Source organism: Halalkalibacterium ligniniphilum, assembly GCF_000334155.1.
Classification (GTDB): domain Bacteria; phylum Bacillota; class Bacilli; order Bacillales; family Bacillaceae_D; genus Halalkalibacterium; species Halalkalibacterium ligniniphilum.
The window spans coordinates 1-13,354 of sequence record NZ_ANNK01000135.1 but is presented as its reverse complement, the minus strand read 5'-3'; the positions used below and the strand labels follow the sequence as shown (position 1 = coordinate 13,354).

Sequence of the window (13,354 nt, the reverse complement as noted above, 5' to 3'; positions counted from 1 at the left end):
AAGGGTGGTTAATATGAGCAAAAATCAAATAACTTGGTTCTTGGCAGTCGTCATACTTTTGGTTCTTTCGGCTTGTGGTGGCGGGACTCAGCAGGGAACAGCTGCAGACTCTACTACAGATAAACCTGAATTGCTTATTGCGGAACCTGTACATGGTTTTGGCTATCTTCCACTATACATCGCTGTGAATAAAGGATTTTTTGAAAAAGTAAATGTGGAAATGACAACATTAGCAGGAGGAAGTGCACATACAAATGCCGTTTTAACAGGAGAGGCGTGGGCTTTCATTGGAGGACCTGAACATAATGCATTTGCAAAAGCGAAAGGTGCAGATCTTAGAGCAATTGCGAATGTAGTCAATAAAGGTAATGTCTATTTAGTTAGCAAAGATGAATTAACATCTGGAGAAGATTTAGCTTCTTTTGTAAATGGCAAGACAGTTGTGACAGGTCAATACGGGGGCACTCCTAATTCAATTACTCGATTTCTTCTTGAGGAATGGGGATTAGAAGTTAATAAAGATGTTAGACTTCTCGAAGTAGAGAATTCTGCCATTCCTACGATTATTAGCGAGGGACAGGGTGATATAGCAGTAGTGTCTGATCCGATTTTAGAACAAGGGATTAATGAAGGAATATGGAATGAGCCATTCTACAATGTACCAAATGAACTTGGTCCCTACGCTTACTCAACGATCAATGTTCGACTAGATACAATAAAGGACAATCCAGATGAAGTGATAGGTTTTATGGAAGGATTAGTGAAAGGGTTAGAATTTATTCAGAATAATCCTGAAGAAGCATTAGACATTGCGAAACAGGAATTTCCGACCATGGATGAGACTATTCTGGAGGCAATGATGACTCGAGCCCTAGATGATGGACATTGGGAATTTAGTGGTGAAATAACAGAAGATTCAATTATTATGAATTTGAAAGTTGTGGAGAATGCAGGAATGCTTGAAGAACAAATCAACTATGAAGATATTGTTAATCCACAATTTTTCGAATAAATAACAATTATAATGGAGGGATTCTGCATGGCAGTATGGGATAAATTTTTAACAGAAAGTGACAAGGTAGTATTTGGTGGAGCTGGATTTGGAGAAAAAGGAGGACTTGGTAAGCGACCTGCTGTGTTAGTCATAGATGTCAATTATGCCTTTTGTGGTCATAAGAGAGAACCTATTGTCGATTCTATAAAAAATTGGAGTCATAGTTGTGGTGAAGCTGCATGGGATGCTATTCCTCATACCCAGGCTTTATTGGAAGCTGCCAGAGAAAAACATATTCCTGTATTTTATTCTACTGGAAAAGACAGTCGAGCTGACGGATTTGATCGAGGTGGATGGAGCCATAAAAATAAGCGTTCGGGTGAAAAAGCGACAATTACTGAATATCGTGGAAATGATATTGTAGCTGAAATTGCTCCAGTAGAAAGCGATATTGTGATTGAAAAGTTAAAACCTAGTGCTTTTCACGGTACACCGCTTTTAGGTTATCTCATAGACTTGGGTATTGATTCACTTATTATTGCTGGGACAACAACTAGTGGATGTGTACGGGCTTCGGTTATTGATGCGTTTTCCTATAATTTTAAAATCGGTATCGTAGAAGAGTGTACATTTGACAGGGGAGAGGCTTCTCATGCTATTAATCTATTTGATATGAATGCGAAATACGCTGATGTCATGTCAATTGATGAAACAGTATCTTATATCGGTACGGTTGAAAAAGGAATGTACGATGATAAAATTAACTTCCTAGATCTTACTGCCCCTGCAAGATAAGTACGAAAAAGTCTGGAAGCTATCTGCTCCAGGCTTTTTTTCTAGAAAAAGAAGTCTTAGGGGATGATCGTATATGACACTTAGTAAAAGTAATTGGTGGCTCTTTGTCTCTGTTAGTTGTGGACTATACTGGTTTGCTCACTCGATCACAAGACCTGTTATTGCTCTGTACGCTAATAGCACTGGAGCAACTGAATGGGAGATTGGTATTTTACTTGGTATCTACGCTTTCTTCCCATTTTTTCTGGCCATTCCAATAGGGGGGCTCGTCAATGCCGTTGGGAAAGTTACACTTCTTCGGATAGGTGCTTGGCTTATGGTAGTAAGTGCAGTCCTTTATGTCTTATCAGTGAATATTTGGGTATTGCTAATTGCTCAGTTTGTTGCAGGATTAGGCCAATTATTAGTCTGGTTAATTGTTCAAGTGATGGTTACTGGAGAGAAAGATCAAAAATTAAAGAACAAAAGAATTGCCTCTTTTTCGCTTTACATGGCATTGGGCCAATTATTAGGACCTTTGCTTGGAGGCATATTGTCTGATATGTACGGATATGTCTCTACTTTTGCAGTTTATTCTATTGTATGTATACTGTTAACGATTGTCAGTTACTTTTTGAAAGAGCAAGAACAGTCAACATGGAGAATACCTAACTTCTATCAAATGTTTATTGAGAGTGCAGAGTTGATTAAGAATATAGGTTTTGTTGCTGCGCTTATGTGTTCCTTTATTGTCCTCTTTATTATCGATGCCCGAATGTCCTTTTTGCCCATTCATTTGGAAGAAATTCATTTTAGTCACACGGTTATTGGTATTCTCTTATCAGTAGCTTCTCTCTCTGCTCTAATGATAAAGCCTATTTATCCATACCTTGTTAGTCGATTTGGATATTATAAGCTTTTAGGCGGGAGTTTTATGGTATCTCTATCTCTTTTGTTTTTAGCTCCTATCCCCCACTCATATCTATCGATAGGAATTTTGATATTTATTTCGGGTCTTGCTTTATCTATTAATCAACCCCTTTCCCTTTCACTTATTTCTGAGCAAACGAGGGAAGAACAAAGAGGAATTGCATTTGGTATGCGATTAATGGCCAATCGCGGTGCCCAGTTAATGGATCCATTGATTTTTGGGTTTGTTGCATCGGTTTCAACACTACAAAATGCTTTTTTAATAGTGGGTTTCTTATTAACAATCCTTTCATTTGGAGCATTGAAATTATTCTCTTTAGCAGAAACTCGAAAAGTGAGAGGTGAAATTGAAAATTCCATTACTCCCTAAGAAATATTGACAGATTATCTACTTGAGAAATTATTGTATTTCTAGATAATCAATTTACAAACTTCAATTTATTAATTACTATTAATAGCAATAATGGAATTAATTTAAAGATTTTTTGTGGCAGAGGTGAGGGGGATTTATGGATAAGATAGATTTAGAAGTTCTTGTTAAGTTAGTTGAGACAAAAAGTATTAGTAAAGTTTCTAAGACTTTACCTCTTTCTTATTCAGCGATTAATGCTAGGCTTTTAAATCTTGAAAATGAAGTAGGTGTCCCTCTATTTGGGAGAACGAGAAAAGGAACAGAATTAACAAACGCAGGACGGAAATTTTATTATTTTGCTTACAAAAGCTTACTTGCTCTAGAAGTCGGGATTGGTGTTGCACGTACAGATGAAAAGAAAAAATATAGAGAAGAAATATTTCGAGTAGGGGTCACACGCCCACTATCACATATTGTCGTACCTATATTCACAAAGTTAATGCGGGAGAAGGAGAGGTTTGGTCGTTGGCAAATACAAACAGGGGATTCTTTGGATTTGTTGATGTTAACTAACGGTGAGGCTCTACATATGTCCGTAATAAATCAAAACGAGTATATTCCAGAGGGATTAGAGCAGCTGTTATTATTTGAGGAACCTATTCATCTAATAGGACCTTTAGGACAGAAGTTGCCTAATTATAATGACTTTTTTCATGTGTTAGAGCGTATTCCATTAATCTTATTAAAGGGAGGATTTCCGTTAAGAGAATTAATAGAAAAAGAGATTTTTAAACCAGTTGGATATGTCCCACATCAACTTATTGAAGTGGATACGATAGATGTTATTAAAGAAATGGTTAGGCAAGGTGTTGGTTACTCTTTTTTACCAATGTCTTCTCTTTGGAACGATAATAATATTATGATCTACCCATCCCTTTCTCCACACATGACACAAAAATTTTCTTTAATTTATTCGCCGTCTTTTCTCGACAGTCATGGACAGCTCTTTCAACATTTATCAGAAGGTATAAAAGAACAAGTAAAGATATATAGGAAGGAATCTAAACAAGTTGAGAAATACGTGATGTACTGAATGAAAATCTGTGTGGACATGCTGCACAACCAGCGTTATTAACGATTACATTTAATATTCAAGCAACTCAACATGTAGATATTTAAGGACTTCCTCTTTACACAATGAATCTGAACCATGCCCTTGCTGGTCTCCATATCGTTGTCTTGAGCCATCGGGTATTATTACCGATATGTAAAACTAGTGAAAATATATTAAAAAAAATATTGATTTTCGAATTTTTTTAATTTATTATCAATTTAGATAAAAAAGTTAGGAAACGCCGTTCACTAAATGTGACGAAAGGTGATTTTATGACAGAAAAAAAGCGGACCTCCTATGGTAATGTTTCCCATGCGTTAGACATCTTGTTGTTTTTTAGAGTGCATGAAGAGTGTACATTAGCTGAAATGGCAGAAGGACTTAAAGTGCGAAAAAGTTATTTGCTAAAGCTGTTAGATGATTTGAAGGAAAAAGGGTTTATTGTCCAAGAACCGAGTACTGGAATGTATCGTCTTGGTTTGTCTTGCTTAGAGCTTGGCAATGCGTTTGAAAAACGATTAGATATTCGTAAAGTTACTCGTCCTTATCTAATTGAGCTATCAGCTAACACAAATGAGCTTGTTCATCTTGGTGTGATGGATTCAAATGTTGTTGTGCTATTGGATCGCTTTATGGAGCAAGAATCTGGATTGCGATTACAATTTCATCTCTCATTAACGTCGCCACCATATTCAACAGCATTGGGAAAAGTATTGATGGCTTATAGTGATCAAAAAATGGTTGAGAATTATTTAGCGACTGCTAATTTTGAATCGTATTCACCACATACAACAATTGATCCTGATGAAATTCGTAGTCAGTTAGAGCTGATCAGGCAAAATGGATACTTTATATCATTTGAGACCTTTGAAAGTGGGGTATCATGTATTGCCGCTCCTGTTTTTGCGAGTAATGGTAAGATTGCCGCTGCTGTTAGTATTTGTGCACCCACCTTACGCATTAAGGAAAAAGAAGTCCAATTAAGGGAGTCATTATTAGAGACGACTTCTGAGATTTCTCGAAATTTGGGTTTTAAATTGATAAATTCATAGCTATTTAAACACCGAGACACACACTACAATTTAACGTTATTTTAGAGGATGAATTGACGAAAGAGATACTTGAAATTATTCAACAAGGGTAAACTTTTTATCCGTTGATTCATCCTTTATCACCCATATCTTCCACTTTTATTATTTAACCTTACTTCATCATTGAACATCCCGCCCAAGAAAATGTAAGCGTTTAAAAACTAAATAATGATTTTATTTATTGGAGGTTTTTGAATGAATATTGATAATGAGAAAATCTAAGAAATCACTTTTATTTGAGGTGGAGATTATTCGCTGCCTTTTATGCCGGAATGCGAAACTTATATGTCAAAATAATTGAAAGTTTACCTCAATTAGGCAGGCAGCTGTCAGCCTTATACCCGGAAAAATACATTTACGATGTGGCAGGGTTTCCTAAAGTCGTGCTCAAGAATCATGGGTTGAAAGAACGAACAAGCGTTGCACTTTAACCCAACGATTTGTTTAGAAGAAATGGTCGAAGATCTTGAGAATCAAGCGGACGGTTTGATTCGCCTTAAAACAAACAAACAAGAGCATTGCACGAAAACGGTGATTTTAACAGCTGGAAATGGCGCTTTTCATCCTCGTAAAATCGAATTAGAGTATCCTGAAATGTTTGAGCGGTGTAACTTTCATTATTTCATTAATGATTTGGAAAGCTTCCGAGATAAAAAAGTAATGGTTTGTGGAGGAGGTGACTCAGCAGTTGATTTGGCACTCATGCTTGAGCCAATTGCAAAAGAAGGAACGACAGGAGTCATTGAAATCGATAATCTCATTGTCAACTATGGCTATGTCTCTTCCCTTGGGTCAATGAAAAACTGTGGATTACACATTTAAAAGAATTCAATTGTCGTCAATTCCAAAATAGAAACAAATACCAGGTGTTCTTTGCAGCTGGCGATGTATGTACTTACGATGGAAAAGTAAAGTTAATTGCAACAGGAATATAGATTAATACAAAATAAATATTTTCAATTTTCCATAAACTATTATAGTGAATTTCGTTCACTAAAGTATTTGCGATGTTGTGAATAACACTCATTGGAAGAGTTTGTAACTTAATATGTTGTGAAGGTAACTAGTTTTGAATATTAAATCATGAAAACGTTTTCGTTTTATGTATATCATAAAAATGTTTTTTTAATAGTGTTAACCAATTAAAATGAATTCGATTATTTAGGATCAACTTGGAGAAGAGGTGTCGTATATGAAAAGGGGATTTTTTCGCATCATCTTACTTATCACATGTATTACTTTAATAAGTGGTTGTAATTATTTAGCTGCCTCTGTTAATTCAGATACACAAGATGACACGATCACAATAAGATTAGCTCATCATATGTCTAGTAGTAGTGGTACGGCACAATTCACTAAAAAGTTTACTGACTTAGTGACAGAAAGAACAGAGGGCAAAGTAGCTTTTATATTATATCCAGACTCACAGCTAGGTGGGGAACGAGATACAAATGAAAATGTCATGCAAGGGAATATTCATATGACCGTCATATCAAGTCCGACATTAGGTTGGCTTTCTCCAACTATGAATTTACTAAATGTTCCTTACTTGTTCCAAAGCAATGAAACTGGTTATGAGCTTTTAAATGGTTCTATTGGAGAGCAATTAAATCAATATTTGATCGAAAAAAGTAGTATTCGCATAATTACTTGGTATGCAGAAGGCTTTAGAAATGTTTTTGCTAAGGATCGATCAATTACAACGTTAGAAGATTGGAAAGGACTTAAAATTCGCTCACCTGAATCTGATGCCTATATTGGAGCCTTTAGCGCACTAGGAGGAAATCCAACCCCTACACCTTGGAATGAAGTTTATACAGCCTTACAAACGGGTGTAGTTACTGCAGCAGAAGCTCCTACTGATTTTGGGCTAACAGCTAGATTTCATGAAGTGGCGAGAGACCTTTCGTTAACAAACCACATTTTTCTTACCCAAGCTCTTGCTATCAATGATGATTTCTGGAATGGACTTCCTCATGATGTACAAAAAGTAATAATAGATACAGCCCAAGAAGTTTCACATGAATATTTGAAAGCGTTTCCTGAATTGGAAAAAGAGCAAATCAATCAAATCAAAAATGAGGGTGGAACAGTTCATCAACCAAGTGAACAGGAGATAAATAGGATGAGAGAGTCTGTACAACCAGTTTGGATTCAGCTTGGAGAAGCGTATGGTGTTTCTGATTTGATTGAGGAAATTGTCAGACATAACAACGAATAGCGATTCGCACTGTGTATCCAATATGAGAAAGGAGGATTTTAGGTGTTAAACAAAATAAATGAAAGTTTGAACAAATGGATTTCAAGGACATCAGTTGTCATGTTAATTATTTTATGCCTATTGGGCATATTACAAATTTTCTTTCGATATGTTCTAAGCAATTCATTAACATGGTCAGAAGAAGTCTCCAGGTATTTATTTGTTTGGATAACTTTTTTAGGAGCAGCTATGGTGACTAAAGAAAGAATGCATGTTCGTCTTGATATCTTAACATCTAAACTTCGCAATGAAACGAAACGTTACTTTGATTTATTTCTAAACTTGATAATTGCATTTTTCTTAATCGCTTTATCATTACAAGGTGTTGCAGTTATGATGCGTGCTTCAACAAACGAATTAAAAAGTCCTGCTCTTCAAATTCCATTAGAACTTGTTTATTCAATCATCTTTATAGGGGCACTTCTCATGCTCATCAATCATTTGTACGTCATGTATCAAGATTTTAAAAGTAAGACTATTCAGGTAGATAAGGAGGAATGAGGCAGGCATGTCTATTATATTAGTCTTGATTTTCTTAGTTCTCTTATTTATTGGCATACCTGTTGTTTTTGCTCTAGGGTTATCGGGGTTAATCGTTCTTATTATGAACCCTGAACTATCTGCCGATTTACTTGCACAACGTATGTTTACTCAATTAGATTCTTTTGCATTACTTGCAGTTCCCTTTTTTATCTTATCAGGGGCCCTGATGGAAAGGTCGGGAATAACTCATCGACTAATTAACTTTGCTAATACTTTGTGTGGTCATATAACAGGTGGAATTGGGCATGTTTCTGTTTTATCTAGTTTGATTTTTGGAGGACTTTCAGGTTCTGGAACAGCTAATGCATCAGCAATTGGTTCTATACTTATTCCTCCATTAAAGAAGAAGTTTGGAGCGGGATTTGCAGCTGCACTTCAAGCAGCTGCTGCCGGTTTAGGTCCAATTGTTCCTCCTAGTATTGTCATGATCATTTATGGATCAATGGTTGGTGTATCAATTGCCGGTTTGTTTATAGGAGCGATTATACCAGTAATTATTATGGCAATTGGATTTATGTGCTATGTATACTTTTATGCTAAAAAAATCGGAATGGTACCAGAACAACGTGAAAGTCTTAAAGGAGTTGCGATAGCAACAAGAAAAGCATTTTGGGCTTTAATGGCACCATTGATCATTCTTGGAGGGATGTTGCTAGGAATTTTCACCGCAACTGAAGCCGGGGTTATTGCAGTATTTTATTCGATCCTTGTAGGTGTATTGATTTATAAGGAACTAACCTGGGCTAAAATCATTGAAGCACTTCAAGATACAATTCGTGTTAATGGACAAATTATGATTATAGTTGCGAGTGCAGCAATATTTGCTTGGGTGCTTGGATTTGATCAATTTCCAAGTCAAGTAGTTCAGTTTATCCAATCGCTAACTGAAAATGGTTTGCTGACTCTACTATTGTTAGTAGTCATGCTTATTCTTATTGGAACAGTTCTTGAAACAACAGCTGCGGTTATTATTTTCGCACCAGTTTTAAGTGTACTTGTTCCAGCTTATGGTTTTGATCCAATCCATTTTTCAGTATTGATGAGTATTGCTTTAATTATAGGTGGGATTACCCCGCCAGTTGGTATTTTCTTATTCATCACCTCTGGAATAGCCAAGGTTAATCTATTAGTATCTTCTAGATACGTGTTTCCATTTGTTTTAATCATGCTGGCTGTCATTGGATTATGTATTATCTTCCCTGATTTAATTACATTCTTACCTACTATGCTTCTTTCTGATTAAGGTTAGAAAATAGATTAAGGGAGGTGAGGTCACGATAGCCAATAAAAGATTTTCCTGAATTTGAAATATGATAGTAAAAAGAGTTATTAATGATTCAAACATATATCAATGGTAAATGTTGAATTTGTGAAAACAAAAGAAATAACAATTTGGAGGTAGGGAAATATGGAAACGACAGTGAGTAAGAAATCATCAAAGCCTGGGATTGATTATAAATTAATTGATTGTGATGTACATCAAACATTAACGAGTTACGAAGATTTAAAACCTTATATGCCGAGGGTGTGGTGGGATCGTTTGAAGGAGCCAGATGGTACTTTTCCATCGCTCGTATGGAGACCGATTCCATTAAGTCGGAGAGATGCATCTCCTGGAAATGGAATTCCACCTGGGGCGGACCCAGAATTTGCGCAAAGACAATTACTTGATCAATATAATATTAGCCATGGGATTTTAACAGGAAGTCTCCTTACAATTTCAACACATAATAATCCAGATTATGCGGCTGCAGTGGCTTCAGCATTTAATGATTATACACTTGATAATTGGATTCCAAAGGATGATAGATGGCTAGCTTCTATAGTGATTGCAACTCAAGATCCAGATTTGGCAGCTAAGGAAATTGACAGACTTGGATCGCATCCAAGAGTATGCCAAGTGGTATTTAGTCCAGCGTCCAGCCAACCTTTTGGTCAAAGAAGATTTAATCCGATTTTCGAGGCTGCTGTTCGTAATAATTTAGTCGTTGCTCTTCACAGTGGAGGGGAAGGTGAAGGAATTAATTATCCTCCAATTTCAGCAGTAGGTCAACCAACGACGAATTTAGAACGGCACAATATTTTACCAATTCATCAAATGTCCCAATTAAATAGTATTGTTTGTGAGGGTGTCTTTGAAAGGTATCCAACATTAAAGGTTGTTTGCGTAGAAGGTGGATTAGGTTGGCTGCCGCATTTAATGTGGAGAATGGATAAGAATTATATTGCAATGCGTAAAGAAGTACCTTGGTTAAAGCGTAAACCGAGTGAGTATATTCTCGATCATTATCGCTTCACGACACAGCCAATTGAAGAGCCTGAAAAGTTTGAAGAACTCGTCCAAATGCTGAAATTAATGAGAGCAGAGAAAACAGTCATGTTTGCAACAGATTACCCTCATTGGGATAATGATGATCCAAAATTTGTGCTTAATCGATTGCCAGAGGAGTTGCGTCGACGAATTGCATGTGAGAATGCCGCTGAATTATATCAGTTAAAAGGTAATGAAAATTAAAAAAAGAAATCGGATAAGGAGGAGGATCACCTTGACGAATACGATGAAGAAAGAAAAGCCTAAGTATGAGGTGGCTGAGGTTGGAGAAATTGAGGTTGGTCGATGCAAAATTGTAAACGTAAGTGGGCGCAGCATTGGGATTTATAATGATGGAAAAAAATATCACGCGATTCGCAATGTATGCCCACATGAACAAGCTGAGCTATGTAAAGGTACATTTTCAGGTACAACAATGCCATCAAAACCACATGAATATATTTATGGAATGGAAGGGGAGGTGTTGCTTTGTCCTTGGCATGGATGGGAGTTTAATATCAATAATGGTGAATGCCTTGGAAATCCGAAATATAAGGTGAAAATCTATGATGTGTCAGTAGAGAACAATAAAATCATGGTGCAAATATAAAAGAAACAATATGGTGCAGTTTAAAATAGAAAGGGAGTGGAGAGATGTCCTCCATTTATTTGGCCTCTCATATTCAATTTGGTGTAGGTGCTCGTTTGAACATAGGGGGTAATTTTTGTTCTCTAAATTGCAAGAAGGTAATGGTCGTTACTGATGAAGGGATTGTTAAAGCGGGAATTTTAGATGATATTATCAAAAGCTTAAGTGATTCGGGTATCACATATGCGTTGTTCGATAAAGTCATTCCTGATCCCGATGTTACATGTGTTCATAAAGCAAGAGACTTTTATCTAGTGGAAAATTGTGATGGAATGTTAGCTGTTGGTGGTGGAAGTTCCATTGATACAGCTAAGGGAGCAGGACTTCTGATTACGAATTCTGATCCGTTGATGAGTTTAGCAGGTTTGGATAAGGTTAAAAATCCACTTCCTCCATTAGTTGCGATCCCAACAACGTGTGGAACAGGTTCTGAGGTTACAAATGTAACGGTTATAACAGATGAGCAACATGCAAAAATTCCGTTTGTGTCAAGCTTGTTAACACCAAAAGTGGCAATTCTTGATCCTGAATTACTTTACAAATTACCTTCGCATATTGTTGCAGCAACTGGAATCGACGCTCTCACTCATGCGGTCGAGGCATTAACGAATAAAAATGAAAACTGGTATGCAGACGCGTGTGCAATCCAAGCGGTTCGAATGATTAGCAAGAACATTCGACCAGCTGTATTAAATCAAGATGAGAAGGCTCTTGGAGAAATGTTATATGCAAGTTCGCTTGCTGGGATTTCCTTCACAGTTGCTCGTTTAGGATTGGTTCATGCCATGTCGCATCCTGTAAGTGGATTTGCAGGTGTTCCACACGGGCTAGCAAATGCGATCTTACTCCCTTATATTTTGGACTTTAATCTAGTAGGTAATCCTGAAGCTCATGCATTATTCGCGAAAGAGCTTGGTGTATCTGATCAAGGTAGTGCAATTCAAACTGCTAAAGCAGGGGTGCAAGAAGTGATTAAAATGAATCAAGAGTTAGGTATTCCAAAGTCATTTAGCGAAATCGGAGTTAATGATGAATGTATGTCGAATATGATTGAGGATACGTTTAAGAGTCCGAATATTGCGATTAATGCTCGTGAGGTAACAAGGAAAGATGTTGAAGAGATTTACGCGGCGTCGTTTTCTGGAAAATTGCCTTTGGCAGTAACATCTATTTAATCATTAAATAAAGGAGTGGTATAAATGACAACGGATACAGCAACGACAATGTACTTAAATTACATTGATGGTAAGTGGCAGGCTAGTTCTACTGGAAAAATAATTGATAGTATTAATCCAGCTGATAAAAATGATGTAGTTGGAAAGGTTCAACAATCATCAATTGAGGATTTGGATAAATCGGTTGCGGCTGCTAAGCAAGCGAAGAAAAATTGGAAGAAGCTTGGTGCCCCTGCACGCGGAAACTATTTACATATAGTCGCCGATATTTTAGAAGCAAATCTAAATGAAATTGCAGAATCAATGACGAGAGAAATGGGAAAAACACTTCCTGAAGCAAAGGGAGAAACAGCACGCGGTGTAGCGATTCTTCGTTATTATGCTGGAGAGGGGATGCGTAAAACAGGTGATGTAATCCCGTCCACGGATCCAGAAGCAATGATGTTTACAACGCGAGCACCACTTGGAGTTGTTGGCGTGATTACCCCTTGGAACTTCCCAGTTGCCATTCCAATTTGGAAGATTGCACCTGCATTAGTGTATGGAAATACAGTCGTTTTTAAGCCAGCTACAGAAACAGCTGTAACAGCAGCGAAAGTCGTTGAATGCTTTGAGAAAGCAGGACTTCCGAATGGTGTGCTCAATTTTATCACTGGTTCAGGTTCTGTCATTGGGCAAGGCATTATCGATCATGAGGATATCGATGCCATTACGTTTACTGGATCAGAGCAAACAGGTCGCTTAGTCGGCCAAGGGGCTTTTGCTCGTGGGGCTAAGTATCAGCTTGAAATGGGTGGTAAAAATCCAGTGATCGTTGCAGAAGATGCAGACTTGGACAAAGCAGTTGATGGAACAATCAGCGGCGGCCTTCGTTCAACTGGTCAAAAATGTACAGCTACTAGCAGAGTCATTATTCATGAAGCAGTTTATGATGAATTCAAGGCAAAGCTCCTTGAAAGAGTGAAAGAGATTAAAATTGGTTCAGGTCTTGAGGATGGAATTTGGATGGGCCCATGCGCAAGTAAAAGCCAGCTGGATACAGTTATGCATTACATTCAGAAAGGGAAAGAAGAAGGTGCCACGCTTTTATATGGCGGGGAGACTCCAGATGATAAGGAACTAGAAAATGGTTTTTACATTACACCAGCCGTTTTTGAGGGT

General features: G+C 37.2%; 12 protein-coding genes and 1 pseudogene. All 13 read left to right on the top strand.

Features of this window, described 5'->3' with window-relative positions; genetic code table 11:
- Positions 1-13: 13 nt before the first annotated feature.
- Positions 14-1,012: an ABC transporter substrate-binding protein gene (locus BLT_RS0116660; RefSeq protein WP_017728908.1), complete on the top strand. Its 999-nt coding sequence runs from the start codon at positions 14-16 to the stop codon at positions 1,010-1,012.
- A 27-nt stretch (positions 1,013-1,039) separates the two neighbouring features.
- On the top strand, positions 1,040-1,789 hold the full coding sequence (locus tag BLT_RS0116655) for an isochorismatase family protein (protein WP_017728907.1): 750 nt from the start codon (positions 1,040-1,042) through the stop codon (positions 1,787-1,789).
- Between the two features lie 73 nt (positions 1,790-1,862).
- Positions 1,863-3,068, top strand: a complete 1,206-nt coding sequence (locus BLT_RS0116650) for an MFS transporter (RefSeq protein WP_017728906.1) — start codon at positions 1,863-1,865, stop codon at positions 3,066-3,068.
- A 139-nt stretch (positions 3,069-3,207) separates the two neighbouring features.
- Positions 3,208-4,143 carry a LysR family transcriptional regulator gene (locus tag BLT_RS0116645; protein WP_017728905.1) on the top strand — a complete coding sequence of 312 codons (936 nt, stop codon included), beginning with the start codon at positions 3,208-3,210 and terminating at the stop codon, positions 4,141-4,143.
- A 293-nt stretch (positions 4,144-4,436) separates the two neighbouring features.
- Entirely contained in the window at positions 4,437-5,216 is a 780-nt protein-coding gene (locus BLT_RS0116640; protein ID WP_017728904.1) for an IclR family transcriptional regulator, read from the top strand.
- A 275-nt stretch (positions 5,217-5,491) separates the two neighbouring features.
- Positions 5,492-6,184: pseudogene (locus BLT_RS23345) on the top strand (NAD(P)/FAD-dependent oxidoreductase); the annotation flags it as partial.
- 263 nt (positions 6,185-6,447) lie between these two features.
- On the top strand, positions 6,448-7,476 hold the full coding sequence (locus tag BLT_RS0116630) for a TRAP transporter substrate-binding protein (RefSeq protein ID WP_017728901.1): 1,029 nt from the start codon (positions 6,448-6,450) through the stop codon (positions 7,474-7,476).
- A gap of 42 nt (positions 7,477-7,518) precedes the next feature.
- Positions 7,519-8,016, top strand: a complete 498-nt coding sequence (locus BLT_RS0116625) for a TRAP transporter small permease (protein ID WP_017728900.1) — start codon at positions 7,519-7,521, stop codon at positions 8,014-8,016.
- Between the two features lie 7 nt (positions 8,017-8,023).
- Positions 8,024-9,301, top strand: coding sequence for a TRAP transporter large permease (locus tag BLT_RS0116620; RefSeq protein WP_017728899.1), 1,278 nt, complete (start codon positions 8,024-8,026; stop codon positions 9,299-9,301).
- Between the two features lie 165 nt (positions 9,302-9,466).
- On the top strand, positions 9,467-10,573 hold the full coding sequence (locus tag BLT_RS0116615) for an amidohydrolase family protein (protein ID WP_017728898.1): 1,107 nt from the start codon (positions 9,467-9,469) through the stop codon (positions 10,571-10,573).
- 31 nt (positions 10,574-10,604) lie between these two features.
- Positions 10,605-10,979, top strand: a complete 375-nt coding sequence (locus BLT_RS0116610; RefSeq protein WP_017728897.1) for a Rieske (2Fe-2S) protein — start codon at positions 10,605-10,607, stop codon at positions 10,977-10,979.
- A 44-nt stretch (positions 10,980-11,023) separates the two neighbouring features.
- Complete coding sequence (locus BLT_RS22215) at positions 11,024-12,193, top strand: iron-containing alcohol dehydrogenase family protein (RefSeq protein WP_081599686.1); 1,170 nt, start codon at positions 11,024-11,026, stop codon at positions 12,191-12,193.
- Between the two features lie 24 nt (positions 12,194-12,217).
- Positions 12,218-13,354, top strand: a 1,137-nt coding sequence (locus BLT_RS0116600) for an aldehyde dehydrogenase family protein (RefSeq protein WP_017728895.1), incomplete at its 3' end; no start/stop codon positions are given.

What these genes read in the sequence shown, in the direction of transcription:
- BLT_RS0116660 (WP_017728908.1), top strand. Translation starts at nt 14, where the DNA reads ATGAGCAAAAATCAAATAACTTGGTTCTTGGCAGTCGTCATACTTTTG.
- BLT_RS22215 (WP_081599686.1), top strand. Translation starts at nt 11,024, where the DNA reads ATGTCCTCCATTTATTTGGCCTCTCATATTCAATTTGGTGTAGGTGCT.
- BLT_RS0116655 (WP_017728907.1), top strand. Translation starts at nt 1,040, where the DNA reads ATGGCAGTATGGGATAAATTTTTAACAGAAAGTGACAAGGTAGTATTT.
- BLT_RS0116650 (WP_017728906.1), top strand. Translation starts at nt 1,863, where the DNA reads ATGACACTTAGTAAAAGTAATTGGTGGCTCTTTGTCTCTGTTAGTTGT.
- BLT_RS0116615 (WP_017728898.1), top strand. Translation starts at nt 9,467, where the DNA reads ATGGAAACGACAGTGAGTAAGAAATCATCAAAGCCTGGGATTGATTAT.
- BLT_RS0116645 (WP_017728905.1), top strand. Translation starts at nt 3,208, where the DNA reads ATGGATAAGATAGATTTAGAAGTTCTTGTTAAGTTAGTTGAGACAAAA.
- BLT_RS0116630 (WP_017728901.1), top strand. Translation starts at nt 6,448, where the DNA reads ATGAAAAGGGGATTTTTTCGCATCATCTTACTTATCACATGTATTACT.
- BLT_RS0116620 (WP_017728899.1), top strand. Translation starts at nt 8,024, where the DNA reads ATGTCTATTATATTAGTCTTGATTTTCTTAGTTCTCTTATTTATTGGC.
- BLT_RS0116640 (WP_017728904.1), top strand. Translation starts at nt 4,437, where the DNA reads ATGACAGAAAAAAAGCGGACCTCCTATGGTAATGTTTCCCATGCGTTA.